This is a genomic window from Sutcliffiella deserti, from assembly GCF_020037475.1.
GTDB classification, from domain to species: Bacteria; Bacillota; Bacilli; order Bacillales; family Bacillaceae_I; genus Sutcliffiella_A; species Sutcliffiella_A deserti.
In genome coordinates, this window is record NZ_JAIQDB010000002.1 from 463,596 (window position 1) to 488,408 (window position 24,813).

27 protein-coding genes and 1 riboswitch are annotated in these 24,813 nt (G+C 39.2%); of the genes, 23 read left to right on the forward strand and 4 right to left on the reverse strand.

Translation table 11 applies throughout. The features are described 5' to 3' along the window. Positions 1–116: 116 nt before the first annotated feature. Genes K9B36_RS07530 through K9B36_RS07550 form a run of 5 tightly spaced genes read left to right on the forward strand, consistent with a single transcriptional unit; the run spans position 117 to position 4,050 of the window. A complete protein-coding gene (locus tag K9B36_RS07530; RefSeq protein ID WP_223701404.1) occupies positions 117–1,121 on the forward strand; it encodes a FecCD family ABC transporter permease in 1,005 nt (334 codons plus the stop codon). Further along, positions 1,118–2,173 (forward strand): FecCD family ABC transporter permease, encoded by a 1,056-nt coding sequence (locus tag K9B36_RS07535; protein ID WP_223701405.1) that lies wholly within the window; start codon positions 1,118–1,120, stop codon positions 2,171–2,173. The genes K9B36_RS07530 and K9B36_RS07535 overlap by 4 nt, the downstream gene beginning before the upstream one ends. 17 nt (positions 2,174–2,190) lie before the next feature. Then, positions 2,191–3,009: an ABC transporter ATP-binding protein gene (locus tag K9B36_RS07540; RefSeq protein ID WP_223701406.1), complete on the forward strand. Its 819-nt coding sequence runs from the start codon at positions 2,191–2,193 to the stop codon at positions 3,007–3,009. Beyond that, positions 3,006–3,761: an IucA/IucC family C-terminal-domain containing protein gene (locus K9B36_RS07545; RefSeq protein ID WP_223701407.1), complete on the forward strand. Its 756-nt coding sequence runs from the start codon at positions 3,006–3,008 to the stop codon at positions 3,759–3,761. The genes K9B36_RS07540 and K9B36_RS07545 overlap by 4 nt, the downstream gene beginning before the upstream one ends. A gap of 28 nt (positions 3,762–3,789) precedes the next feature. Continuing rightward, positions 3,790–4,050, forward strand: coding sequence for a YusU family protein (locus K9B36_RS07550; protein WP_223701408.1), 261 nt, complete (start codon positions 3,790–3,792; stop codon positions 4,048–4,050). Positions 4,051–4,366: 316 nt separating this feature from the next. Here the strand turns inward: K9B36_RS07550 and K9B36_RS07555 are convergent, their stop codons facing one another. Both K9B36_RS07555 and K9B36_RS07560 read right to left on the reverse strand, forming a co-directional pair. Further along, on the reverse strand, positions 4,367–4,705 hold the full coding sequence (locus K9B36_RS07555) for a spore coat protein (RefSeq protein ID WP_223701409.1): 339 nt from the start codon (positions 4,703–4,705) through the stop codon (positions 4,367–4,369). A 15-nt stretch (positions 4,706–4,720) separates the two neighbouring features. Further along, positions 4,721–5,005: a hypothetical protein gene (locus tag K9B36_RS07560; protein WP_223701410.1), complete on the reverse strand. Its 285-nt coding sequence runs from the start codon at positions 5,003–5,005 to the stop codon at positions 4,721–4,723. 279 nt (positions 5,006–5,284) lie between these two features. Between K9B36_RS07560 and K9B36_RS07565 the strand changes: the two genes are divergently transcribed. After that, positions 5,285–6,202 carry a proline dehydrogenase family protein gene (locus K9B36_RS07565; protein ID WP_223701411.1) on the forward strand — a complete coding sequence of 306 codons (918 nt, stop codon included), beginning with the start codon at positions 5,285–5,287 and terminating at the stop codon, positions 6,200–6,202. 308 nt (positions 6,203–6,510) lie between these two features. Here the strand turns inward: K9B36_RS07565 and K9B36_RS07570 are convergent, their stop codons facing one another. Further along, positions 6,511–6,657: a YuzL family protein gene (locus tag K9B36_RS07570; protein WP_223701412.1), complete on the reverse strand. Its 147-nt coding sequence runs from the start codon at positions 6,655–6,657 to the stop codon at positions 6,511–6,513. Positions 6,658–6,877: 220 nt separating this feature from the next. On the opposite strand from K9B36_RS07570, the gene K9B36_RS07575 reads away from it, so the two are divergent. From K9B36_RS07575 to K9B36_RS07585, 3 genes are all read left to right on the forward strand, one after another. Next, positions 6,878–9,262 carry a 3-hydroxyacyl-CoA dehydrogenase/enoyl-CoA hydratase family protein gene (locus K9B36_RS07575; RefSeq protein WP_223701413.1) on the forward strand — a complete coding sequence of 795 codons (2,385 nt, stop codon included), beginning with the start codon at positions 6,878–6,880 and terminating at the stop codon, positions 9,260–9,262. 78 nt (positions 9,263–9,340) lie between these two features. Then, the gene (locus K9B36_RS07580; RefSeq protein WP_223701414.1) at positions 9,341–10,519 is read left to right on the forward strand and encodes an acetyl-CoA C-acetyltransferase; all 1,179 of its coding nucleotides are present in this window, start codon (positions 9,341–9,343) and stop codon (positions 10,517–10,519) included. Between the two features lie 225 nt (positions 10,520–10,744). Further along, positions 10,745–12,529: an acyl-CoA dehydrogenase family protein gene (locus K9B36_RS07585; protein ID WP_223701415.1), complete on the forward strand. Its 1,785-nt coding sequence runs from the start codon at positions 10,745–10,747 to the stop codon at positions 12,527–12,529. A gap of 125 nt (positions 12,530–12,654) precedes the next feature. On the opposite strand, the gene K9B36_RS07590 is transcribed toward K9B36_RS07585, so the two are convergent. Beyond that, positions 12,655–13,350 (reverse strand): Crp/Fnr family transcriptional regulator, encoded by a 696-nt coding sequence (locus K9B36_RS07590; RefSeq protein WP_399201591.1) that lies wholly within the window; start codon positions 13,348–13,350, stop codon positions 12,655–12,657. Between the two features lie 552 nt (positions 13,351–13,902). Here K9B36_RS07590 and K9B36_RS07595 point away from each other — a divergent pair. From K9B36_RS07595 to sufC, 14 genes are all read left to right on the forward strand, one after another. Further along, complete coding sequence (locus K9B36_RS07595) at positions 13,903–14,259, forward strand: arsenate reductase family protein (protein ID WP_223701417.1); 357 nt, start codon at positions 13,903–13,905, stop codon at positions 14,257–14,259. Between the two features lie 74 nt (positions 14,260–14,333). Further along, positions 14,334–14,717 carry a glycine cleavage system protein GcvH gene (gcvH, locus tag K9B36_RS07600; RefSeq protein WP_223701588.1) on the forward strand — a complete coding sequence of 128 codons (384 nt, stop codon included), beginning with the start codon at positions 14,334–14,336 and terminating at the stop codon, positions 14,715–14,717. 66 nt (positions 14,718–14,783) lie between these two features. Further along, positions 14,784–15,029, forward strand: coding sequence for a YusG family protein (locus K9B36_RS07605; protein WP_223701418.1), 246 nt, complete (start codon positions 14,784–14,786; stop codon positions 15,027–15,029). 152 nt (positions 15,030–15,181) lie between these two features. Beyond that, the gene (locus tag K9B36_RS07610; protein WP_223701419.1) at positions 15,182–15,532 is read left to right on the forward strand and encodes a toprim domain-containing protein; all 351 of its coding nucleotides are present in this window, start codon (positions 15,182–15,184) and stop codon (positions 15,530–15,532) included. Positions 15,533–15,554: 22 nt separating this feature from the next. Further along, complete coding sequence (locus K9B36_RS07615; protein ID WP_223701420.1) at positions 15,555–15,869, forward strand: thioredoxin family protein; 315 nt, start codon at positions 15,555–15,557, stop codon at positions 15,867–15,869. A gap of 309 nt (positions 15,870–16,178) precedes the next feature. Next, complete coding sequence (locus K9B36_RS07620) at positions 16,179–17,447, forward strand: MFS transporter (RefSeq protein WP_223701421.1); 1,269 nt, start codon at positions 16,179–16,181, stop codon at positions 17,445–17,447. A 123-nt stretch (positions 17,448–17,570) separates the two neighbouring features. Then, positions 17,571–17,885 carry a hypothetical protein gene (locus K9B36_RS07625; RefSeq protein WP_223701422.1) on the forward strand — a complete coding sequence of 105 codons (315 nt, stop codon included), beginning with the start codon at positions 17,571–17,573 and terminating at the stop codon, positions 17,883–17,885. A gap of 82 nt (positions 17,886–17,967) precedes the next feature. Continuing rightward, complete coding sequence (locus K9B36_RS07630; protein WP_223701423.1) at positions 17,968–18,852, forward strand: diacylglycerol/lipid kinase family protein; 885 nt, start codon at positions 17,968–17,970, stop codon at positions 18,850–18,852. 98 nt (positions 18,853–18,950) lie between these two features. Continuing rightward, positions 18,951–19,065, forward strand: a riboswitch (SAM riboswitch). A 122-nt stretch (positions 19,066–19,187) separates the two neighbouring features. After that, entirely contained in the window at positions 19,188–20,213 is a 1,026-nt protein-coding gene (locus tag K9B36_RS07635; RefSeq protein ID WP_223701424.1) for a methionine ABC transporter ATP-binding protein, read from the forward strand. Further along, positions 20,206–20,862 (forward strand): methionine ABC transporter permease, encoded by a 657-nt coding sequence (locus K9B36_RS07640; protein WP_223701425.1) that lies wholly within the window; start codon positions 20,206–20,208, stop codon positions 20,860–20,862. Before K9B36_RS07635 ends, K9B36_RS07640 begins: the two co-directional genes overlap by 8 nt. Before the next feature lie 114 nt (positions 20,863–20,976). Continuing rightward, the gene (locus K9B36_RS07645; RefSeq protein WP_223701426.1) at positions 20,977–21,801 is read left to right on the forward strand and encodes a MetQ/NlpA family ABC transporter substrate-binding protein; all 825 of its coding nucleotides are present in this window, start codon (positions 20,977–20,979) and stop codon (positions 21,799–21,801) included. Between the two features lie 127 nt (positions 21,802–21,928). After that, positions 21,929–22,300 carry a carboxymuconolactone decarboxylase family protein gene (locus K9B36_RS07650; protein WP_223701427.1) on the forward strand — a complete coding sequence of 124 codons (372 nt, stop codon included), beginning with the start codon at positions 21,929–21,931 and terminating at the stop codon, positions 22,298–22,300. Between the two features lie 227 nt (positions 22,301–22,527). After that, a complete protein-coding gene (locus K9B36_RS07655) occupies positions 22,528–22,767 on the forward strand; it encodes a hypothetical protein (protein WP_223701592.1) in 240 nt (79 codons plus the stop codon). A gap of 1,258 nt (positions 22,768–24,025) precedes the next feature. Beyond that, complete coding sequence (gene sufC, locus K9B36_RS07660; RefSeq protein ID WP_223701428.1) at positions 24,026–24,808, forward strand: Fe-S cluster assembly ATPase SufC; 783 nt, start codon at positions 24,026–24,028, stop codon at positions 24,806–24,808. The last annotated feature ends 5 nt before the right edge of the window (positions 24,809–24,813 follow it).

A 24,813-nucleotide genomic window follows, 5' to 3' on the forward strand; every position in this document is an offset into this window, starting at 1 on the left:
AAAAAAATTGTCAATAGAATTATGAGAATGATTTTCAAAGTCATTGACACAAAGCTTCAATTCTCCTAAACTTATAGGTGGTAGAAAAATGTATATATAGATAGAAGGTACACATTATGTTATTACGCTCAACTGGCCAGAAAATATTAGGGCTCTTCGTTGGATCCGTTCTATTATTTCTATGCTTCATTGCAAGCATAATATATGGCTATACAGATACAAACCTCGCTATGGCAGTAGATGCTTTTAGAAATTTTGATGGATCAAATGAACATATTATCATTCAATCTGTGCGTCTGCCACGTGCCGTAATTGCATCGATGGTTGGGGCAAGCTTAGCAATAGCGGGACTATGGATGCAGGCACTAACGAAAAATCCTCTGGCGTCTCCGGGAATTTTTGGTATTAACGCCGGAGCGAGCTTTTTCGTTGTCGTTGCTGTTTCTTTCTTCTCTGTTACTTCTTTACAAACGTACGCATGGCTTGCTTTTTCAGGAGCAGCCGTTGCCGCCTTTGCCGTTTATTTTATCGGTTCTATTGGAAGAGAAGGCTTAACTCCAATGAAGCTGACACTCGCTGGAGCTGCTTTTGCGGCAATGTTCTCCTCTCTAACACAAGGCCTGTTAGTGGTAAATGAAACAGCGTTGGATCAGGTGCTATTTTGGTTGGCGGGATCGGTTCAGGGACGGAGCCTTGATATTGTCTATGCCGTTCTCCCCTATATTGCAATAGCCGGGATAGGATCTCTTTTTATAGGAACGAAAATGAATCTCTTAGCGATGGGTGACGATGTTGCCACTAGTTTAGGAGTAAAAACAGGACTAGTGAAACTGGCTGCGGCTGTTATTATTATTCTTTTGGCTGGTGGAGCAGTAGCAATTGCAGGGCCAATCGTGTTTATCGGAATTGTTATCCCTCATGTGGCAAGGTTTTTTGTCGGGAATGACCACCGCTGGCTTGCTCCTTATTGTGCGGTTTTAGGTGGAATCCTGCTGCTTGTTGCAGATATTGGTGCACGCTACGTTATTATGCCCCAGGAAGTACCTGTTGGTGTGATGACGGCTGTTATTGGAACTCCATTCTTCATATATATTGCGCGAAGGGGGTTCCACGGTAAATGAGAAAATACAAAACTCTTCGCTTAGGTAAAGAAGCAATTTCTTTTTTTGTTGATAAAAAGTCCATCTTGACGATGATCGGTTTAGCACTATCCGTTCTCATCCTATTTATTGTAAGTACAGGAATGGGAGATATGAAAATTTCTCCTTGGAATGTGATAAAAGTTCTTTTCGGAGAAGGGGACCGCATGGAAACACTTGTGGTACAATCCTTCCGGTTACCGCGTATAATAATAGCATTACTAGTAGGAATTTCCTTGGCAGTGGCAGGAGCCATTTTACAAGGAATCATACGTAATCCGCTAGCGTCGCCGGACATTATTGGGTTAACTGGTGGTGCTTCTGCAGCGGTTGTCCTATTTTTAGCTCTATTTAGTGACAGTAATCACTCTCTCACTGTCAGCATACAATGGTTGCCATTAAGTGCCTTTATTGGGGCAACGGTTATTGCTATTGTTGTTTATACTTTATCGTGGAAAAATGGACTATCTCCAGTCCGCTTGGTCTTGATCGGAATTGGAATAGCAACGTTGATGCAGGCATTAACCACGTTATTCATGATCTTGGGGCCTATCTATCGCGCAAGTCAGGCGAATATCTGGATCACTGGTACTGTTTATGGCTCAAACTGGAGTCATGTAAAGATTTTATTGCCATGGGTGTTACTTCTTCTCCTCGTGAGTTTCATGGTAGTTAGACACCTTAACATTCAAGAGCTTGGGGATGAAATTGCCACAGGTGTTGGGGGAGCTGTTCATAAGCATCGGATTGGCCTGTTATTCTTAAGCACAGCTCTTACTGGTGGAGCCGTTGCTTTTGCAGGGGGAATCGGGTTTGTTGGATTGATGGCACCTCACATTGCTAGAAGGCTTGTTGGGTCGTCGTTTGGCGTTTTGATTCCAACCGCAGCCTTTATCGGTGCCTTCCTCGTGATGCTTGCTGATTTAATAGGAAGAACGTTATTCTCTCCTTTGGAAATACCGGCTGGAGTTTTTACTGCATCTATCGGAGCACCATACTTTATTTACCTGCTTTATAAAACGAGAAATGCCTGAAGAAAGGTGGAAGTAAAATGAATGCACTTGAAACCCAATCCCTTACATTATCATACGGTGATTCAATCATCATCGAGGAATTAGATTTACAGATCCCTAAAGGGGAAATTACCGTTTTCATCGGAGGGAATGGTTGCGGAAAGTCAACACTTCTTCGTTCTTTAGCTCGTTTATTAAAGCCTAAGGATGGTAACGTACTACTTGAAGGTAAAGCAATTTCCCATCAATCAACAAAAGAAATTGCCAAGCAACTAGCAATTCTCCCACAAGGACCGACTGCACCTGAAGGCTTGTCTGTTCTACAGCTTGTTAAACAAGGTAGATATCCATATCAATCATGGCTAAAGCAGTGGTCGGAGCATGATGAAAAAGTGGTAAGGGATGCATTAAAAGCAACAAGAATGGAAGAGTTTGCAGAGCGTACAGTGGACTCCCTGTCCGGCGGGCAAAGACAACGTGCCTGGATTGCGATGACACTTGCCCAGGAAACGGACGTTATCCTATTGGATGAGCCTACCACTTACTTGGATTTAACTCACCAAATTGAAATACTTGACCTACTTTTTGAACTAAATGAAAAAGAAAACCGTACAATTATTATGGTCCTTCACGATTTGAACTTGGCATGCCGCTATGCCCATCATATTGTAGCGATTCGCGACAAACAGATTTTTGCTCAAGGAAAGCCTGAGGAAGTAATCAACTGTGATTTAGTCAAAAATGTATTTGATATGAGCTGCCAAGTAACAACCGACCCACTATTTGGAACTCCTTTATGTATTCCGCATGGTAGAGGAAGATGTATTGTACCAAACATTGAAGGGTTAAGGGCATGAGCAGGGAAATAAACTTAACAATCACAGAACAGGACTTCCTAAAGGATAATTGTCGACTTACGGTTGGAGAACAGGTAAACAAGCCCACTATTTCACTATCCTCTCTAATCGAACATGGAACTAAGGATTATTTGTCTAGTATCCAAGGTGCATTAGGAGCAAATCAGTTGGATGTGGCGGCTTCATTACTAATGAAGAGACTGGGATTTATCGCGGTGAACTGTTTTTATAGCATGACAGCATTTGATAAAGCATTAAAAGTGGCGCCTGAAAACATTTGGATTGATTCTTCTTTTGAGAAAAAAGTATGGCTGCCGAAAATCCGCTTCTATCAACTAAAGGCGGTCGAGCCAATGTTTGGGGAACGAGATAAATGGAGAGAAGCTACTTTTAAGCAGCTCTTTCAGACGGTATATGCCCCTTTAATTGAACAACTGGCTAAAGACGCAAAGGTTTCGAGACAAACTCTGTGGGAAAATGTGATGTTGTATATTTATTGGTTATATGAAACGGTGCTTCCAAAGATGAATGTTACGACCAATCTTCAAGAAGATTTTCAATCTTTATTACAGGCACCACCATCGATTTTTAACATGAATCGCAACCCTGCTGCCTTTTTTTATAAGGAAAAGACTTTTGTGAAAAAACACCAAACAGACTTAAGAGTCAGAACAACCTGTTGTTTTTATTATAAAGCAAATAAGGAAGGGTCTCACTGCTCCACATGTCCACTTGAGTGCAAGGGGAACTAATGTATGTAAGAAAGGTGGCAAACTTAGAATGAATGATAAATTGGAAAGTCAACTGGATGGCTTACTAGAAAAATATTCAGAGTTGCTGCTAGGCGAAGGAACAGAGGACTATAAGGAAAAGGTGAAAGCCTGGGTTCTCTATACATATATTGCAAAATCGATGCCACCATTAGTAAAGCATTGGAATGAGCAATACCCTGATGCCAAGCAGGAAATGATGACGTTGATAAAAGAAATCAAAAAATTAAATGAAGCACATCGCGCCTCAAGCACAGATGTGAAGAAGTAGGTCTATCTTATCGGGTAGGCCTTTTTTAACTGATTTTTTCTGAAGTCTACATGAAACTCTAGTTGATGTGGCAGAAAAGATGATTTAGAAATGTCCATTAGGGTAACTAAATAAAGGAAGGCTACGCACACTTTAGTAAGCTTTTGCGTATCTTGTAGAGAACGTAAGTTGTGGTCCATTATTTTTATACCTACAAAAAGGTACAAGCAATTGCGAGTCGTTGTTGAAATCTTGCTTAATACAATCATTATCTTTGTCAGAGCCTAAATAAAAAAGCAGCGGAATTTTTCCTAACTGCTTTTTTACTATTAAACGATTATTGTGACATTCCGTTATTGCTGTAAGGAAATTGAGACGAGTACCCTTGGAATTGTTGATATTCTTGTTGTAACTTTTGCTGTTCCGCAGCTTCTAAACTGTACCAACCCTTTTGGAACATAACGTTATACAGATCACGCTGGCAGTTTTGTGTTTCATTAAAAATTGCTAGTAAGTCAGTATAGATCTGTTGGTTACTTGCTTCATTTAAAGCGGTGCTATAGGATGCAGTCATGTATTTTTCTGATGCAAGCATATCGTTTATGAAATCTCGATCATTCATTTGCGGAGTTTTTGCTACCGGCGTTTCTGGATTTTGAATTTTTTGCTGGTTCATCATAGTTCCCCTCGCTTATTGAAGTGGCTGCTGTTGCTGTTGCATTGTATTTTGCCCTTGAATATGAGTCAAGATTTTCTGGTAATGACGCTGATGCATTTGCCCTGCTTTTTCAATTGCTTGTTTGACACCCTGGTCTTGACATTGTCCGGCAAAAAAATGCGCCTTTTTCATGGCAAGTAAATTCCAAGATAACATATCGGCTAGGTATAAAGAGTCTTTAGTTGTAACAACCGCCGGAGGCTGAGGATAATAGCCAGGCTGTTGAGAAATGCTTTGCTGTGGTTGTTGCTGTTGCATACAACGACCTCCTTAATTTTACTATCCTTTGTAGAATATCCCTTGTATTGAAAACTATGTATGAAGGAGTGAATGGTAACTCGAATAAACGACAGATAAAACTATTTCCCGACAAATAATTTGTATTCAAATATAAAAAATGATGATAAAATAATGTTGTGATTTTAGTGGTTTTTTCCATAAAAACTGAAAGCGTTTGCTAGATTTTTTCAGAAAAATTACAAGAAGCAGACAGTTTATATAGAGAGAACATCTTAGAAGTGTGGGAGGAATAACGTCATGGAGCAAGTAATGCGAAATACTTTCTTGTTTTTATCTAAAAATAAAGCGTTAACTAAAGTGGCGAGAAAATATGGGCTGCGTTTTGGAGCGGGCAGATTTGTAGCAGGGGAACGAATTGATCAAGCTCTAAAGTCAATACATGAATTAAATGAAAAAAATCTATGTGTAACACTTGATTACTTAGGTGAATTCATCGATACCGAGGAAGAAGCTAAAATAATGGCAGACAACTCAATTGAGGCAATCCGGGCAATCGGCCGTGATGAGCATGATTCACAGCTCTCTCTAAAGATGACATCAATGGGACTAGATATCTCTGAAGAAGTTGTTATGTACAATATGCGCAGAATTCTAGACGTTGCAAAAGAATATGACGTATTCGTAACCATTGACATGGAAGATTACTCCCGCTGTGGGAAGACCATTGAAGTATTCAAGGAACTTCGTAAAGATTACGATAACGTAGGAACGGTAATCCAAGCATATCTTTATCGCACACTAGAAGATATCGAAGACTTGAATCAATATAAACCTAACTTACGTTTAGTAAAAGGTGCTTATAAAGAATCACCACAAGTGGCATTTCCGGATAAAAAAGATGTAGATGAGAATTTCAAAAAAATCATTAAAATGCACCTGCTTAACGGCAACTATGCAGCAATTGCGACACATGATGACGCCATGATTGAGTATACAAAGGACTTGGTGAAAAAACACGGCATTTCCAATGATCAATTTGAATTTCAAATGCTTTATGGAATTCGCCCAGAACGCCAGCTCGAGCTCGTAAACGAAGGCTACAAAATGCGCGTTTATGTTCCATACGGTACAGATTGGTACGGCTACTTCATGCGAAGACTAGCAGAACGCCCAGCAAATGTGGCATTCGTTCTAAAAGGTATCGTAAAAAAATAAACCCAACACAAACAAGAGAGTGCCAATGCACTCTCTTTTATAATCCCGAAAATATATCCAAAGCCTTTCAATCCAACGTTTTTTTCTTTTATAAACTGAACAAACCTACTTAGGGGCCAGGCCTCAAATACCAATTTAATCCAAATAAATTCAATCTAAGCTTTCCTCTCCCGATCCTTCGTAAACAATAAAAGGGGGTTGCGCGCCGGTCTTGTGCGCTTGCCCCCCCACTCTAAATTCAGAGTCAAAAGGAGGCTACACTTGTCTTAAGTGCTCCCACCTCAACTAATCCAAAGTGTTATATCAAACTAGTCTTGCATGTTCGCTTTTCCATATTGCTGATTATTACTTGTTCGCTTTCCGCTATGATCCATTTCAACTGTTGGACCAGCATTTCCTTTCACGCTTGCAGCACTTTTTGCTCTTTGTGAAGGTTGCTTTTTCATTTTCGCCATCCTGTATCACCTCCGTCTTTGTTATTTTTACCTTCAACGATAAGGAAATACCGATCTTGGTGAAAATAATATAGAAAACTCTTATTTATATATTGCGAAAATTCGTTAAATCCATTATAGTTAAAACAAAGGAACTCTTGTAAAGGAGATATTTTTTTGCGACAAAAATGAATGAGTGTTCATTCAAAAACTTAAATTCGACTATCAAGGGGGAGGAAGAATGAAACAAACTATTAAAAAGGCTGCCGTTATCGGTTCTGGTGTAATGGGGTCTGGAATAGCAGCACATTTAGCGAACGTAGGTATACCGACAATCTTGTTGGATATTGTACCGAACAAATTAACGAGTGAAGAAGAGCAAAAAGGTCTTACACTTTCAGATAAAGCGATAAGAAATAAATTTGCTGCCACAGCATTGCAAAAGCTGTTAAAGCAAAAACCTGCACCATTGACAACGAAGTCTAATCTTCAATTAATTGAAGCAGGGAACATTGAGGATGATCTGGAAAAAATAGCGGATTGTGATTGGGTTATTGAAGTAATTGTCGAAAACCTGGAAATTAAAAAGCAGCTATTTGAAAAAGTGGATCAGTACCGCAAGCCAGGTAGCATTGTGAGTTCCAACACTTCTGGAATCTCGATTGAAGCGATGGCAGAAGAGCGCTCGGAAGATTTTCAAAAGAATTTCCTTGGGACGCACTTTTTTAATCCACCGCGTTATTTAAAATTATTAGAAGTAATTCCTACAAACGCTACAAATCCATCTGTAGTAAATTTCATTAAACAATTCGGTGAAGATGTTCTTGGGAAAGGCATCGTTCTTGCTAAAGATACTCCCAATTTTATCGCCAACAGAATTGGAACGTATGGCTTATTAGTAACAGTCAAGCAAATGCTTGAAGGTGGTTATAGTGTTGGAGAGGTAGACTCAGTAACCGGTCCAGTTATTGGGCGTCCTAAAAGTGCTACATTCCGCACGTTGGATGTTGTTGGTTTAGATACATTCATCCATGTTGCAAACAATGTGTTCGAAAAAGTGGAAGGCGCGGAAAAAGAAGTATTCCAAGTGCCGGATTTTATGAAGAAGATGCAAGAAAACGGTTGGCTTGGCAGTAAATCAGGTCAAGGCTTCTATCTTAAACAAGGCAAAGAGATTCTTGAATTAAATGCAGAAGCTTTCGAATATCAGCCAAGAAAGAAATTAAAAACCCAAGCACTCGAGATGAGCAAACAGGCTAAGGGATATAGCAACAAAATGAAAGCGCTTGTATATGCAGATGATCGAGCAGGTAATCTTTTGTGGAGCATACTGGCGCCAGTGTTAAGCTATTCAGCACAGCTTCTTGGAGAAATTGCCGATGATATTGTGGCGATTGACCAGGCAATGAAGTGGGGCTTCGGCTGGGATCACGGTCCATTTGAAACATGGGATGCAATTGGTCTAGAAGAATCCGTAATGAAAATGAAAGAGGATGGAATCCTTGTTCCAAAATGGGTAGATGAACTACTTGCGGATGGCCACCGCTCTTTCTATAAAAAAGATAACGGAACAACTTCTTTCTATGATAATGGCAACTATAAAGCGATGGAAGTTAACGAAAAAAATATTAACCTAAAAGCACTGAAGGAAACAAACGGTGTTATTAAGAAGAACGCGGGTGCAAGTCTTGTTGACATCGGTGACGGTATTGCACTTTTAGAGTTCCATTCGCCTAACAACTCAATTGGATTAGATGTCATTCAAATGATTAATTTTGCGATTGATGAAGTGGATAAGAATTATAAAGGGCTTGTAATTGGAAACCAAGGCAAGAACTTCTGCGTTGGTGCCAACCTTGCAATGATCCTTATGGAAGCACAGGATGACAATTATTTTGAAATTGATATGGTTGTTAAGCACTTCCAACAAGCAATGATGAAAATTAAATATAGTCCAAAACCAGTGGTTGCAGCACCTTTTGGCATGACACTAGGTGGAGGAACGGAAATCTGCTTACCTGCTAGCCAGATTCAAGCTTCAAGCGAATCCTATATGGGACTTGTAGAAGTTGGTGTCGGTCTTATCCCTGGAGGCGGAGGAAATAAAGAGCTTTATATTAAGCACTTAGATAGTATGCCTAAAGGATTGGATTTTGATCTTCAACAGGTTGCAAACAAAGTATTTGAACAAATAGCTACTGCAAAAGTATCAACAGCTGCTGCGGAAGCTAGAGACCTGCAGATTCTAAATAACCAAGACAGAATCAGCTTTAATGGGGACCACTTAATTTATGATGCGAAACAAGCGGCATTGAGCCTATTTGAAAGAGGCTACACACCACCTGTTCGCAAAAAAATTCCAGTAGTTGGGGAAACAGGTTATGCAACACTGATGCTAGGTGCACACAATATGCAATATTCTGGCTTTATTTCTGAGCATGATCTAAAGATTGCTAAAAAGTTAGCCTATGTTATCGCAGGCGGCAACCTGCCATTCGGAACAGAGGTAGATGAACAATACCTTCTTGATTTAGAGCGGGAAGCATTCTTAAGCCTCGTTGGGGAAGCAAAATCTCAACAACGTATGCAGCATATGCTCGTTAAGGGAAAACCATTACGCAACTAATCTACTAGTGATAAGCACTTGGACCTAGATGCGAACTATACTATTTTACAAATCTACTAGAAAAGCGAGGGGAACACTTTGAAAGAAGCGGTTATTGTTGCTGGTGCAAGAACACCAGTAGGTAGAGCGAAAAAAGGATCATTAGCTACAGTACGACCAGACGATCTTGGAGCACTAGTAGTTAGAGAGACGTTAAGAAGAGCCGGTAACTATGATGGGCCAATCGATGATCTAATCTTTGGTTGTGCGATGCCAGAAGCAGAACAAGGGTTGAACATGGCAAGAAATATCGGTGGATTAGCAGGCCTGCCTTCAAGTGTACCTGCTATCACCATTAATAGATATTGCTCATCAGGGTTACAAACGATTGCCTATGCTGCAGAGAGAATCATGCTTGGACATTCTGAATCTGTCATAGCAGGTGGAGCAGAATCAATGAGTATGATACCAATGACAGGCCATACTGTCCGTCCGAATGCAAGACTTGTAGATTCTGCACCAGAATATTATATGGGAATGGGGCATACAGCAGAGCAGGTTGCTAATAAGTATGGTGTAAGCCGACAAGACCAGGATGCATTCGCTGTAAGAAGCCATGAGCGTGCAGCAAGAGCAATTCAAGAGGGTAAATTTTCGGATGAGATCGTTCCGGTTGATGTGTCAGTGAAAAGAGTCGGAGCAAACAATAAGTTAGAAGAATCAACATTTACCTTTAGTCAGGATGAAGGGGTAAGAGCTGGCACAACACTGGATGTGCTTGGTAAATTAAGACCAGCATTTAATGTGAAAGGTTCTGTAACAGCAGGTAACTCTTCTCAAACAAGTGATGGAGCTGCATCTGTCTTAGTGATGGAAAGAGAACGTGCAGAAGCACTTGGACTAAAGCCAATCGCGAAATTCCGTTCCTTTGCAGTTGGTGGCGTACCACCGGAAGTGATGGGAATCGGACCAGTTGTAGCAATTCCAAAAGCTTTAAAACTAGCTGGATTAGAGCTATCAGATATTGGATTAATTGAACTAAATGAAGCCTTTGCGTCCCAAGCGATTCAAGTTATGCGGGAGCTAGGCCTGAATGAAGACATAGTGAATGTCAACGGAGGAGCAATCGCCCTCGGTCATCCACTTGGATGTACAGGTTCCAAATTAACCTTGACCTTGCTTCACGAAATGCAGCGCCGGAATCAACAGTTCGGTATGGTGAGCATGTGTATCGGCGGGGGTATGGGAGCAGCAGGAGTATTCGAATTATTAGCTTAAAAATAGGCTTTTTTAAAGTTGGAGTGTTGATAATAACGGCAATCTAGCGATGATTGGAGCAAAAGGCGGAGACTCCACGTCCAGCAGCGGAATACTTGCGACCCCGCAGGCTTGCTGAGGAGGCTCCAGCACCGCCCCGTGGAACGCGTAGCCTTTTGCGGAAATCAATAGCGGAGTTTAACATAGCCTAAAAATAAAGCTAGACTATAAAAGGAGGAAAATAGAATGTCAAATACGTTAGAGAATATTGTAAAAGGCGGAAGTTTTTTACTGGAAGATATCGCAGCTGAAAAAGTTTTCACACCGGAAGATTTTTCAGATGAGCATAAATTAATCGCAAAAACAACAGAGGACTTTGTTGTGAACGAAGTAGGTCCGAATTTGGAGCAAATTGAGCATCACAACTTTGATATTTCTGTAAAGCTTTTAAAAGAAGCGGGCGAGTTAGGTCTTCTTGGCGCAGATGTGCCAGAAGAGTTTGGTGGAATTGGATTAGATAAAATAAGCTCTTCTCTTATAACAGAGAAATTTTCAAGAGCTGGTGGCTTCTCCCTGTCATACGGCGCGCATGTAGGAATAGGATCCCTGCCAATCGTGCTATTCGGGAATAAAGAACAAAAACAAAAGTATTTACCAAAGCTCTCTTCTGGTGAATTACTGGCAGCATACGCTCTAACTGAGCCAGGTTCTGGTTCGGATGCACTTGGAGCAAAGACAACCGCAAAATTAAATGAGGAAGGTACTCATTATATTTTAAATGGTGAAAAGCAATGGATAACTAACGCAGGCTTTGCTGATGTATTTGTTGTTTACGCCAAAATTGATGGGGAGCATTTCTCCGCATTTATCGTTGAACGTGGCTATGAGGGAGTATCCACAGGCCCGGAAGAAAAGAAGATGGGTATAAAAGGATCTTCGACTCGTACGTTAATCTTAGAGGATGCTAAGGTTCCAAAGGAAAACCTACTAGGTGAGGTTGGTCGTGGGCACGTTATTGCCTTTAATATCTTGAATATTGGCCGATACAAGTTGGCAGTAGGTACTGTAGGTGGATCAAAGCGCGGAATTGAATTAGCAGCAACTTATGCTAATCAACGTCAGCAATTTAAAACGCCTATAGCAAAATTCTCGCTTATACAAGAAAAGCTTGCGAATATGGCTACAAAAACATACGCATCAGAAAGCTCTGTATATCGTACAGTCGGACTTTTTGAAGACAGCCAGGGTAGTTTAACGAAAGAAGAAGAGAATGATCCAAATGCCGTTGCGAAGGCAATTTCTGAATACGCAATCGAGTGTTCCCTGAATAAAGTATCTGGATCTGAAACGCTTGATTACGTTGTGGATGAAGCAGTTCAAATTCATGGCGGTTACGGATTTATGGCGGAATACGAAGTAGAAAGAATGTACCGTGATTCCCGTATCAACCGTATATTTGAAGGAACAAATGAAATAAACCGCTTGTTAGTGCCAGGAACATTTTTACGAAAAGCCCTTAAAGGAGAACTTCCATTAATTCAAAAAGCACAAAGCCTTCAAGAAGAATTAATGATGTTAATGCCGGAAGAAGTGGGCGACGGTGTCTTAGAGCAAGAGAAATATTTAGTGAAAAATGCAAAGAAAATTGCCATACTTATGACAGGATTAGCGGCACAAAAGTACGGCAAAGCCCTAGAAAAAGAGCAGGAACTTCTAGTAAACATCGCAGATATCATTAGCAATGTGTACTCCATGGAATCCGCTGTGCTACGTACTGAAAAGGCTATTGCTAAATCTGGTGAAGAGAAAAGCAAACAAAAGATTCTTTATACTCAAGTATTCTGCCAAGAAGCGTTCAACCAAATCGAAGCAGATGCTAAAGAAACACTTGTAGCAGCAGAGACTGGTGATTCACTTCGTATGATGATTTCAGCACTACGTAAATTCACACGCCACACTCCAATCAATGTGATTGCGAAAAAGCGTGAGATTGCGGCAGCGATATTAGATGCGGAGAAGTATGTAGTGTAAGTCTTTAAGCTGTGCTAGCTTAAGCTAAAGCAACATAGTAAGTGAAAGACGATAATTGTAAGTGAAAAACCAGGCCCCTTTATTAAAGGGCCTGGTTTTTTATAAGGGATAGATATCTAAAGCTATTAATCAATTCTGCACAAATCCACTGGACACTCTTCGCAATTAATCTCCAATTTTAAGAACTCAAGATTATGAATTGTAATTTTCCCTTTTTCGATAGATAAGATATCATTTTTCTTTAAGTCACTCAGCATGCGATTTATTACTTCCCGTGAGGTTCCGCAGTAGTTTGCTAAATCTTGATTAGTTAACATGGTATTAATTAATATTCCGTTTTCTTTCATCACTCCATAACTGTTGGACATCCGAATAAGAGTAGAGTACAAAGCCCCTTTTTTTCCATTCAAAACGAGATCTCTGAATTTAGTTTGTGTTTTTCGAAAATGAAGACTCATCCATTTCATAAACTCAATAGCATGTTGACCATTTTCAGAGAGCTTTTGTTCAAGCACTTCTTTTGAGAGAACAAGTACTTTTCCGTCTTCCACTACCTTGGCATTTAACATATAGTGTGCGTCAGAACAAAATAAAGTAAGTTCACCGACAATATCATCTTTGCTGCAAAGCCTTAACGTTAATTCTTGTCCATCAGGTGTGATCTTGCTGATCTGAATTTTACCGTTCAAAATTATATAAATTTCTTTGGCTTCCATTCCCTCTTGAAAAAGATAAGCCCCTTTATTAATAACAAGCTTTGTGTCAAAGGAAGAGAAGAGAAAATCCCTTAATTCTTTAGCGATCTTATCTGGCATAGAAATATGCCCCCCTCCTTGTAATTTAAAGAGTAATTTATAATTTATGTAGGCTATTTTCTTAAAGATAGTTGCGATAAGACCGTAAAAAATCGGCACTTGGATTTTTTACTGCCCTTTTCACAGCAACGATTGTAACGAGTGGTATAGGTGCTCCTATTGTACCTCTAAAAACTGGAAAAATCTATGAATTATTCTCATCCTGGCACGATTATTTCAGTTGATTGTAATCTCCATTTAATTATAGGGCTGTGTTAAACACCGCTGTTGATTTCCGCAAAAGGCTACGCGTTCCACGGGGCGGTGCTGGAGCCTCCTCGGCAAGCCTGCGGGGTCGCAAGTATTCCGCTATCTCCCGTTGGAGTCTCCGCCTTTTGCTCCAATCATCGTTAGAATAGCCTTATTATCAACACTCAACTTTAACAGAGCCAATTATATAAAGGAAAACAAAGAAAAGTGTCGAATTATAAAAATAGCGAGTTGAAAATTAGGAGTAGCTTCCTTCTTTATGCTACAATAAATGAGTAAATTCTTGTATGTAAGGTGGTGCAAAACGTAATGGCAGTGACATTCTATTGGTATCCTAAATGCGGCACTTGCAGGAACGCAAAAAAATGGCTTGAACAGCATGATGTAGCACTAAAAGAAGTACATATTGTAGATAATCCGCCAACACGAACAGAATTAGAAGAGCTCTATAAAAAAAGCGGATTGGAATTAAAGAAGTTCTTTAACACAAGCGGAATGAAATATCGGGAGCTTGGGTTAAAAGACAAGGTGAAAACCGCCTCTGAAGATGAATTGCTTGATCTCTTAGCGACCGATGGGATGCTGATAAAGCGACCAATCACAACAGATGGCAGCAAGGTAACAGTAGGATTCAATGAAAAGCAATTCGAAGACACATGGAAATAAGAAAAGCTCTCTATCATCGCAATATTGCGATGTGAGTTCTTAAATAATATACACTTTGATGGAGGTAATGAATGATGAACACACCAAAAGAATTACGTTATTCCGAAGAACACGAATGGGTAAAAGTAGAAGATAACACGGTACGCATAGGTATCACTGATTTCGCACAGTCTGAACTAGGAGACATTGTGTTTGTAGAATTGCCGGAAGTTGGAGATGAAATCTCTGCAGATGAGCCATTTGGAAGTGTAGAATCTGTTAAAACGGTATCTGAGCTATATGCGCCAATTAGTGGGAAAGTGGTAGCAATAAATGAAGATCTAAGTGACAGCCCGGAATTTGTAAATGAATCTCCATATGAAAAAGCTTGGATGGTGGTAGTTGAACCTTCTGATGCTAGTGAAGTTGAGAAGCTTATGACTGCTGAGCAGTACGTGGAAATGACAAAAGAAGACTAATAACAAAATTATTTTTAGGACACCCTAAATTTAGTATAACTTATGCTGAAAAAGGGTGATTACGATATGACATTAGAAAACAAACGACTGGACATAACAGACCGAGTGGTTGGAAAACTTTCTGATTCTGGTTTTACCTTATTTGTAGAAGAGGAATCCATTGGACAGGTTACACTATCTGAACAGGGAAACCAATATTCATTAAAGAATGGGTATGAACAAGAAGGTAGCAAAATCTTTCAACAGGTTCAAGTTCCATCAGCTAAAGATGCTAAATATGTAGACTGCGACTACGAAAATGGATGGTGCTAGCCATCGGTGGGGTTGGGACTGTAATAAGTCCTGGCCCTTTTTCTATTATAGGTTGAAAATAGTCACATCTAAAGGGGAATATTATTGCCAAGTAGAATATGATTAGTATAAAGGTAAATTGCTTTATACACTTAAAAGAACAGGTGATGCGTATGGAACTATACGAGGTAGATAAAATCATCATTGTCGAAGGTAAATCTGATAAAAAAAGAATTGAGCAAATTATTACCGAACCAGTTCATATCATATGTACAAATGGAACAATCAGTGTGACGCGATTAGACGAGTTAATAGAGGACGTTTTCGATAAAGAAGTCTATATTTTAGTGGATGCAGATGACTCGGGTGAAAAACTGCGAAGGCTATTTAAACGGGAATTCCCTGAAGCAGAGCATCTTTATATTGACAGAATGTATCGAGAGGTTGCAACAGCACCTTTTCATCATATTGCGACGGTACTTTTAAGCGCAAATATTAATATAAATACACAATATCTGCAATAAGCTTTTCAAAGAGGATGAGGAAATGAAGGATTGGACAAAGAGTTTATTATTAGAGGAAATAGAGAAAGACCAAATAACAGTTATTTATTTTTATACCCCTATGTGCGGTACCTGTCAGGTGGCAAAAAAAATGCTCGAGGTTACCAAGGAGCTTTTTCCATCCTTCCAATTTGGGATGCTGGATGTAAACTATATTCCTGATATTAGTGTAAAGTGGGAGATCGAAAGTGTTCCATGCTTGATGGTTTTTCAGAATGGAGAAATACTGGAGAAAATTTATGCTTTTCACTCAGTAGAATATCTTTATAATCTCTTTAAGAGTATTCAGACTACCTGAAGAAAGACACATGATAAGTTGTTTCATAATACTGTAGACAAACTCGAGGGAATTTCGAGGTTGTCTACAGTTTTTTTATGCCCCTTAATAAGTTCATTAATATTTGCCTCAAGCGTTTTAACTAGAAATAAAAGAGTCTGTAAATAACCCATCAGCAAACGAAACGCTTCCTATCTCTTAGAGCTATCGCCCTCTATATTCTGTAAACTCATGATATTTTCTATTTTTTTAACAATTATTCTCTTGCCATTTTTCTGAAAAAGGAGTAAATTTGTTTAGGGAAGCGAAATAAAAAACAAGGGGAAAATAATGAAAAAATGGAAATGGCTACAGTCATTTAAACAATACAATCGTAATATTAAATTGCTTTTTATGGTCAATATCCTAACTCAAATCGGCTTAGGTATATTTATGATTGTTTATAATTTTTATATTAGAGAGCTTGGATATGCTGAAACGGTCAACGGAAGTATTATTGCAATGGGGGCTCTCGCGGCAGCAATCATTTTAATTCCTGCAGGGATCTTGAGTGATAAAATCGGTAGAAGAAAAATGATGATTGCAGGATTGGTGTTTACAGGTATCTTCATGCTCTTTCGAAGTACGTTCGAACTACAATCCTTGCTTATGCTTTCTGCTTTTGTAGCAGGAGTTTCCATGGCGTTTATACAGGTTACCGCTGTGCCTTGGTTAGCGGAAAACTCTACTGGAGAGCAACGAGTGAAACTTTTTAGCTATCATTTTGCCGTCATGATGGGCGCGAATGTAGTAGGAAACATGCTTGGAGGAACATTAACGGATGCGTTTTTATATTTCGGAGGATTTAGTGCAGTCTGGAGTATTAGACTGACTCTAATTATAGGAAGTGTTATCTTCCTGTTGGGGATATTTCCCTTGTTGAAAACGAGAGAAACTCCTAGAAAAATAGAAAAATCACCCTTTAACTTTAAAAATCTCTTTCAAAATATGCCTGCAGGTCAACTTAAGTTGATTATCGTATTTGCTGTGGCACAACTGCTGATAGGTTTTGGGTCAGGTCTTGTTATACCATACTTAAATCTATACTTCGCAGATCGCTTTCAAACGACCAATTCTACAGTGGGAATTGTCTTATCGCTAGGTCAAGCAGTGACTGCAATTGCTATGATTATTGGACCGGCAGTTGTTAGTAGAGTAGGTGAAATTCGTGCGGTTGTGATACTGCAGCTACTCTCCCTCCCATTTATGCTTATTACAGCGTTTACACATAGCTTCTGGTTGGCAGCCTTAGGTTTTTTATTCAGGCAAGCGCTGATGAATGCAGCGAATCCTATTATCTCTTCCTTAATGATGGAAAAGGTGGATGATTCACTAAAAGGCTTTGCTAACTCCATTAGCCAAATGGTTTTCTCCATAGGATGGGCAAGCATGGGGCCGGTATCCATGTCGATTGTCTTAATATATGGGGAATATTGGGGATATGCGCTAGTCTTCTCCATAACCGCAGTCCTCTATTTGACAAGTTCTATTTATTTTTATTTTGCTTTTAGAGGAAAATCGACAGATACTTATCAAAATGCAATGATTAAATCCTCTTAGTACGACATATTTCTTGGGAAATGAATATTTTCGCATATTTCCTCGATATTTGCTCAAATATATTTGCAGGACTCTACCCTTTTATCATGAATTTAGTTTAATAGAGTGGAGGGGGATTGTTTGATGCAAAGCGTCTTAGAAGGATTTCTTGATAGAGTCAAAGCGAAAATACATGTTTTGGAAATATTGCCGATGTGCTCTCTTAACTGCTGCTTTCGTACAGAAGATGAAAGTGTGTACATTCTTATCAGTAAAGAGAGATTGGAAATTGTTGAGTGGGTTGCAGTACCGGATGTTAACTTGGAGGGGCCGAAAGATTTAATTTTCGGGATTTTGGCAGGTTCCACCCCTCTTAAGAATGATAAGCTAGTTTTTCGGGGTAGTTTCAGACAATGGTTGCTTCTGGATTCTCTTTTTATTTTAGCGAAAAGAGAATGAAGATTATCGTTCATCCAAGGTTATTTTTTTATCGAATAAGTAGGCGTGTTGAAGATCTAATAGGAAAAGTGAAGGTGTAAATGTGTATTACTTTATTGTTAATAAAACTTCTGGCAACGGCAAAGGGTGGGAAATTTGGACTAGTGTTAAGGAAATGCTGGAAAAGGAAAACATTCCATTTTACGTGGCTTTCACAAAAGGAACAGAAGAGGATTTACATATAGTAGATGCTCTAACTCTATCCTCGATTAAAGCAATTGTGGTAGTAGGGGGAGATGGAACTATCCATTCTGTTGCAAATAGTATAGTGAAAAAAAGCGTACCGCTTGGGATCATTCCAGCTGGTTCAGGAAATGATTTTGCAAGAAGTTTGAATATCCCTATGAACTATAAATCAGCTTGGAACAGAATCTTGTCTGAGTCAGTGAAAAAGATAGATATGGGAAAAATCGGAGATAAGTACTACCTAACCATCGCAGGCATAGGATTTGATGGGAAAGTGGCTCAAGTAACAAACCAATCTAAAATGAAAAAGTGGTTTAATAGAATGAATCTCGGCAAATTGTCATATGTATATAGCATTATTAAGGTTTTACTCACCTATCGACCGACATCTGTTACTTTACATGTAGATGGGTTAGAGAAAAAGTTTGAAAAAGTGTGGTTGGTTTCTGTAGCTAATCTTCCCTTTTATGGTGGTGGCATTAAAATTTGTCCTGATGCTAAAGCAAACGATGGATATTTGGATCTTTGCATTGTTCATGGGGTGGGAAGGTGGGAGCTACTGATGGTGTTTCCACGCGCTTTTTCAGGGGGACATACTACACACAAGAATGTTACGATGTTAAGAGGAAAAGAAGTGAGGATTGCCTCTGATGAAAAGATGGAAGTCCAATGTGATGGGGAAATATTAAATCAAATACAGGTCACAATTTCGATAGAAAAAGACGCACTAATTATTTTTTGAAATTTTTGTTTGACAGTTTATAAATGCCATGATACGATTACTTTCGTTGTTCGCAAAGAAATTTTTGAAATGATACTTAACTTAACTTTATATGTAATCTCTTATCAAGAGAGGTGGAGGGACGTGCCCTATGAAACCCGGCAACCGTCAACAAGGAATTGTTGAAATGGTGCCAATTCACACAAAGCAAGATTTTGCTTTGGTAGATGAGAGAAAGGACTTTTTATAATATTTAATCCTTTCTGCTCATTTATGCGGAAAGGATTTTTTTCTTTCTCAAGACTCTCATCTAAGAAGGTTTTTCCCAAATAGGATTTGAAAAGGAAGGTGTTTGTATGATTTCGTTACAGGGTGTGAAAAAGGTTTTCCATACAAAAAATGGAAAAGTTATCGCTGTAGATGATATAGATTTGTCCATTAATCAAGGGGAGATTTATGGAATTATTGGGTATAGTGGTGCTGGTAAGAGCACATTAATACGCATGTTAAATGGCTTAGAATCCCCATCAAGTGGTGAAATCAATGTTGCTGGTCGGAATCTGGCAAAAACGACAGGGAAAGAACTCCGCGAGGCGCGTCAAGAGATTAGCATGATTTTTCAACATTTTAATCTGTTATGGTCAAGGACGGTAAAAGAGAATATTGCATTTCCTTTAGAAATAGCTGGTGTGAAAAGAGAGGAAAAAAATAAAAGAGTAGCCGAACTTGTCAGATTAGTCGGGTTAGAAGGTCGAGAAGACTCCTATCCTGCACAGCTGAGTGGGGGTCAAAAGCAAAGAGTGGGCATTGCAAGAGCTTTAGCCAACAACCCGAAGGTCTTACTTTGCGATGAAGCGACATCTGCACTTGACCCGCAAACAACGGATTCAATATTGGAGCTTTTGGTTGATATTAATAAACGGTTAAAATTGACCATCGTTTTAATTACACATGAAATGCATGTCATCCGGAAGATTTGTCACCGTGTTGCGGTAATGGAGGAGGGCCGGATTGTCGAGGAGGGGAATGTGCTAGAGGTTTTCCGCAAACCAGAACAGCCCATTACCAAACGTTTTGTTATGCAAGTAACAGAGCCTGAAGAAACCCAGGAAACAATTGAGCATCTGTTAGCTGAATTTCCTAAGGGCAAAGTTATCCAGTTAACATTTGTCGGAGCATCCGCAGAAAAACCTATTATTACAGAGCTCATTAGAAAATTTAAAATAAACGTAAATATTCTGCAAGGGAAAATTTCTCAAACGCAAAATGGAGCCTATGGAACGTTGTTTATCCATCTTGATGGGGAAACTGCTGAAGTAGATCTTGCATTAACATATATTCGACAACAGCAGGTGGGGTTGGAGGTGATGACGAATGTTTGATCGCGTGAATTGGGATCGAGTACAAGAGGCAACTCTAGAAACCCTTTATATGAGTAGTATCTCTGTTGTAATAACCTTTATTTTAGGTATCATTCTAGGTCTTGTATTATTTTTAACTTCTAAAGGTAACATATGGGAGAGTAAATTGGTTAACGGAGTGGTTGCAGCGGTAGTAAATATTTTTCGTTCCATTCCATTTGTCATACTAATTGTGCTACTAATACCTTTTACAAGAGCAATAATGGATACGATCATCGGAGCCAATGCTGCTTTGCCGGCTCTAATTATTGGAGCGGCACCCTTCTACGCTCGTATGGTAGAGATTGCTTTAAGAGAGATTGATAAAGGGGTTCTCGAGGCTGCCAGGTCAATGGGGGCAAAAACCTCGGAAATTATCTGGAAGGTCTTACTTCCGGAATCGATGCCAGCCCTAGTATCTGGAATAACAGTGACGGCTATTGCCGTTGTAAGTTACACAGCAATGGCGGGGTTTGTAGGAGCAGGAGGCCTTGGTAACCTGGCTTTCCTTGATGGGTTTCAGCGGAACAATTGGCAGGTAACCTTCGTTTCTACCATTGTTATTTTAATCATTGTGTTTGTTATCCAAATTATTGGTGACTATATAACGGCAAAGCTAGACAAACGATAATGGTTTTCCGTAAAGGTTTTTACTAATCTCTATATACAAAATTAAGCACAAAAAAGCGCGACAGGAACAAAATATTCGAATACAAAAGAAGATAAAGAAAGCGGGGATTTAAAGATGAAAAAATTATTAAGTGTTGCAGTGTTTTCTCTAGTTGTACTTGTATTAGCAGCTTGTGGGTCAAATGAAAAAGGAATAGGTGAAGGTAAACTAGTGATAGGAGCTTCAAATGTGCCACACGCAGAAATTTTAGAAGAAGCTGCTCTTATTTTAGAAGAACAAGGAATTGAATTAGAAATAAAAACATTCTCAGATTACATTATTCCGAACCAAGCATTAAAAGGTAAAGATTTAGATGCTAACTATTTCCAACACCAGCCGTATCTGGAGTCCCAAATTGCTGAAAATGATTATGATTTCCAAAGTGCTGGCGGCGTTCATATTGAGCCGATAGGGGTTTATTCTCAAGAATTCACTAGCCTTGAGGACCTTCCAGAAGGTGCAGAAATCCTGATGAGCAACTCTGTAGCAGACCATGGCCGTATTCTTTCCATGTTACAAGAAAAAGGACTAATTACATTAAAAGAAGGCGTGGAACGTACTACCGCAACTGTGGATGATATTGAAGAAAATCCGAAAAATTTGCAGTTCAATACACAATTTGAAGCTTCATTCTTACCACAAGCTTACCTGAATGGCGATGGGGACGCAGTTCTTATCAACGGAAACTATGCTCTAGGTGCTGAAATAGATCCAGCGTCAGAGGCTATAGCATTGGAGTCACCTGAAAATAACCCGTATGTAAACTTAGTGGTCGTTCGTTCAGAGGATGTAGACAACGAGCAGATCCAAGCTTTAGTGAAAGTTCTTCAGTCAGAAGAAATTGCTACATTTATTGAAGAAAAATACCAAGGGACAGTTATTCCTGCAGCAGGAGAATAATTTGGGTAGAAGAGGCTGGGACATACCAAATAAACCACAGCTAAAAGATTAACAATTTTAATGAATACATTCTTCCCACCTAAACAAATACTAACATTGTGCAAAATTAGGATGGGAGATGACACGTATGGAACAAGAATATGAACCACAAAATTATGCAGAAGCTGCACTACATGATTATAAAGCAGGTTTAGGTATATTCTCAGAGAAAATGCCTGAACTGGCACATCATTATAATGAATTTACACAAGCATGTTTTAAAGAGGGAGTCCTTGATAAGAAGCAAAAACAATTGGTTGCTTTAGGTGTGAGTGTATTTTCCCAAGATGAGTATTGTATTGTCTATCATACAAAGGGATGTCTTGATCAAGGAGCAACAGAGCAGGAGATCCTGGAGGTATGCGGTGTCACCGCAGCTTTTGGCGGAGGAGCTGCAATGAGTCAATCAGTTACACTTGTGCAATCTTGTATCGCTGATTTTAGTGAATTAAAGCAATAAGAGCTTGACTTAGGTCAGGCTTTTTTTTGTGATTTCTTACTAGGACTATGTAATAGAGGAAGGAAGAGAGAGCAATTCTAAGTTATATAATTGATTTAGCAAGCTAACGAGGGGGCAGAGGTGGATACTAGGGGATACGGATGTTTTTGCTTGTTGGATATATTAGCCATTCTTGTTATGCTTATAAAGTGTTTAGAGATAATTTGTAAAGGGTATCAAAAAACTGATTGTACAAATCTAAAACACACAAAATAAGAAGGGATTGGTTTATTATCCATCATCAAGTACAAGTAAAGTACACTGGTAACATGGAAAAGGCAATGTTTCAAGCTTATGGTTTTGGTTACGAGGAATATACGACAAAGCTTTCTAGGCGACTTGAAGTAGAAAAGCGTCGAGAGGAAGAATACCAGAAGAGCTTAAATATTGTTGCTGAATTAGACCGTAAATTCCACTCACACACGTAAATTGAAGAAGGTAAAACTTTGTTTATAAGAGCAGAACAATAAGAAGAAAAGGGGGTGCAGAAACTCATCTAGGTGAGTTTCTGCCCTCCTTTTTTAATGTTGAGATGCTGGCTCTTACGCCTTTGCGCCAATCATCAGCTAAAGCAATATTATTCATGTTTCTCTTTATAAGATCCTAACTTAAAAATAAGGTAATTTAGCGGCAAACCTAAAACTAAGCCACCTGCTGCAAACACTAAGAAAACTGAAAAATAAGATAATAATTGTATATTATTCCCTAAAATGAAATCTTTAAAAACATGAAGAAGTGTAATCGTGGTAGGAGTAACGAGTAACCAAAATATCAACATCTTTAACCCTATTCGCAAGCTATCCATACCCCCATTAAAAGTTAACTTATAATTAAATTGAAAAATATCTACCTTTCTATTTTAACATAATATACCATTAATTTTCTATCTATATCTGATAACTAACAGGTATAAGTCCTATCTAATCTCAGGGAAGCTCTTAATGCTAAGACTTCTCACCTAGTAATCGTGGTTTGGATCAACATATATAATACTCCACACTCTTGATTGTAATCCGTAGTATTTAAACATTTCCCAAAATTATCAAGTTTGGAAAATCCCTATTATATAAAGTGCTCTCCCCTGTAGCTTGAAGGAGGCCACTGAAGAAGTACATAATTTTAGGTTTTGGTTAAACACCGCTGTTACTTTCCGCAAATGGCTTCGCTTATCCAGAGGGCGACCTTGAGCCTCCTCAGGCTATGCCCTGCGGGGTCTCAAGCTTGTCGCTACTCCCCCGCTGGAGTCTACGCCATTTGCTCCAATCCACAGCTAGAAGCCACCAAAAACTATATGTTTTCAGTTTTTCAGTGGCCTCAGCTTGAAGTAGCAGGAGCTAAACACCAGCGGGAGAAAGTGTAGACGGGAAAACGCTTAGCCACTGACCTGGAAGGGAACCACACCGACCAAGCAAGCACATAAACGGTACACTACCTATCTCCACAATTAGCTTAATCCCCTAAAAATCCCACACTATGGATGTTTTCTTTTAAAAAGCGCAACATAAAGAGGTCCCGCAAAAAAAGACAAAATCAGTGAAACTTCATTAATAATCGATGATATTTTCAATTAATCTGAAAAGGTTGCTAACAGGTACTATTTGTTATAAGATTGGAATGAGAATAAAATGAGAATTAAAACAACAGTGTGTTTTTATACATGAACACAAGAACATTGGAGGTATAGTAATGGGTTCAACTTTAACAATTAAGGATTTACATGTATCTATTAATGATAAAGAGATTTTAAAGGGTGTAAATCTTGAAGTAAAAGGCGGAGAAATTCACGCAATCATGGGTCCTAACGGAACAGGGAAATCTACTCTTTCTTCTGCAATTATGGGTCACCCTAAATATGAAGTAACAAGTGGAACAATCACTTTTGATGGTGAAGATGTGCTTGAAATGGAAGTGGATGAGCGTGCGAAGGCTGGCTTATTCCTTGCAATGCAATATCCAAGTGAAATTAGTGGAGTTACAAATGCAGATTTTCTACGTTCTGCAATTAATGCCCGTCGTGAAGAAGGCGATGAAATTTCACTAATGAAGTTTATCCGTAAGATGGACAAAAACATGGATTACTTAGAGATGGACCAAGCAATGGCACAACGCTATCTTAACGAAGGTTTTTCCGGTGGAGAGAAAAAGCGTAATGAAATATTGCAATTAATGATGATCGAGCCTAAGATTGCGATCTTGGACGAAATCGATTCTGGTTTAGATATTGATGCTTTAAAAGTTGTTTCTAAAGGAATCAACGAAATGCGTGGAGATGATTTCGGTTGCTTAATTATCACTCACTACCAACGTCTATTGAACTACATCACACCTGACCATGTTCACGTAATGATGCAAGGTCGCATTGTGAAGTCCGGTGGCAAGGAATTAGCACAGCGTTTAGAAGCAGAAGGTTATGATTGGATTAAGCAAGAACTAGGTATCGAAGACGAAACAGTCGGGCAAGAAGCGTAAGCAAG

What these genes read in the sequence shown, in the direction of transcription:
- K9B36_RS07530 (WP_223701404.1), top strand. Translation starts at nt 117, where the DNA reads ATGTTATTACGCTCAACTGGCCAGAAAATATTAGGGCTCTTCGTTGGA.
- K9B36_RS07535 (WP_223701405.1), top strand. Translation starts at nt 1,118, where the DNA reads ATGAGAAAATACAAAACTCTTCGCTTAGGTAAAGAAGCAATTTCTTTT.
- K9B36_RS07540 (WP_223701406.1), top strand. Translation starts at nt 2,191, where the DNA reads ATGAATGCACTTGAAACCCAATCCCTTACATTATCATACGGTGATTCA.
- K9B36_RS07545 (WP_223701407.1), top strand. Translation starts at nt 3,006, where the DNA reads ATGAGCAGGGAAATAAACTTAACAATCACAGAACAGGACTTCCTAAAG.
- K9B36_RS07550 (WP_223701408.1), top strand. Translation starts at nt 3,790, where the DNA reads ATGAATGATAAATTGGAAAGTCAACTGGATGGCTTACTAGAAAAATAT.
- K9B36_RS07555 (WP_223701409.1), bottom strand. Translation starts at nt 4,705, where the DNA reads ATGAACCAGCAAAAAATTCAAAATCCAGAAACGCCGGTAGCAAAAACT.
- K9B36_RS07560 (WP_223701410.1), bottom strand. Translation starts at nt 5,005, where the DNA reads ATGCAACAGCAACAACCACAGCAAAGCATTTCTCAACAGCCTGGCTAT.
- K9B36_RS07565 (WP_223701411.1), top strand. Translation starts at nt 5,285, where the DNA reads ATGGAGCAAGTAATGCGAAATACTTTCTTGTTTTTATCTAAAAATAAA.
- K9B36_RS07570 (WP_223701412.1), bottom strand. Translation starts at nt 6,657, where the DNA reads ATGGCGAAAATGAAAAAGCAACCTTCACAAAGAGCAAAAAGTGCTGCA.
- K9B36_RS07575 (WP_223701413.1), top strand. Translation starts at nt 6,878, where the DNA reads ATGAAACAAACTATTAAAAAGGCTGCCGTTATCGGTTCTGGTGTAATG.
- K9B36_RS07585 (WP_223701415.1), top strand. Translation starts at nt 10,745, where the DNA reads ATGTCAAATACGTTAGAGAATATTGTAAAAGGCGGAAGTTTTTTACTG.
- K9B36_RS07595 (WP_223701417.1), top strand. Translation starts at nt 13,903, where the DNA reads ATGGCAGTGACATTCTATTGGTATCCTAAATGCGGCACTTGCAGGAAC.
- gcvH (WP_223701588.1), top strand. Translation starts at nt 14,334, where the DNA reads ATGAACACACCAAAAGAATTACGTTATTCCGAAGAACACGAATGGGTA.
- K9B36_RS07605 (WP_223701418.1), top strand. Translation starts at nt 14,784, where the DNA reads ATGACATTAGAAAACAAACGACTGGACATAACAGACCGAGTGGTTGGA.
- K9B36_RS07610 (WP_223701419.1), top strand. Translation starts at nt 15,182, where the DNA reads ATGGAACTATACGAGGTAGATAAAATCATCATTGTCGAAGGTAAATCT.
- K9B36_RS07615 (WP_223701420.1), top strand. Translation starts at nt 15,555, where the DNA reads ATGAAGGATTGGACAAAGAGTTTATTATTAGAGGAAATAGAGAAAGAC.
- K9B36_RS07620 (WP_223701421.1), top strand. Translation starts at nt 16,179, where the DNA reads ATGAAAAAATGGAAATGGCTACAGTCATTTAAACAATACAATCGTAAT.
- K9B36_RS07625 (WP_223701422.1), top strand. Translation starts at nt 17,571, where the DNA reads ATGCAAAGCGTCTTAGAAGGATTTCTTGATAGAGTCAAAGCGAAAATA.
- K9B36_RS07635 (WP_223701424.1), top strand. Translation starts at nt 19,188, where the DNA reads ATGATTTCGTTACAGGGTGTGAAAAAGGTTTTCCATACAAAAAATGGA.
- K9B36_RS07640 (WP_223701425.1), top strand. Translation starts at nt 20,206, where the DNA reads ATGTTTGATCGCGTGAATTGGGATCGAGTACAAGAGGCAACTCTAGAA.
- K9B36_RS07645 (WP_223701426.1), top strand. Translation starts at nt 20,977, where the DNA reads ATGAAAAAATTATTAAGTGTTGCAGTGTTTTCTCTAGTTGTACTTGTA.
- K9B36_RS07650 (WP_223701427.1), top strand. Translation starts at nt 21,929, where the DNA reads ATGGAACAAGAATATGAACCACAAAATTATGCAGAAGCTGCACTACAT.
- sufC (WP_223701428.1), top strand. Translation starts at nt 24,026, where the DNA reads ATGGGTTCAACTTTAACAATTAAGGATTTACATGTATCTATTAATGAT.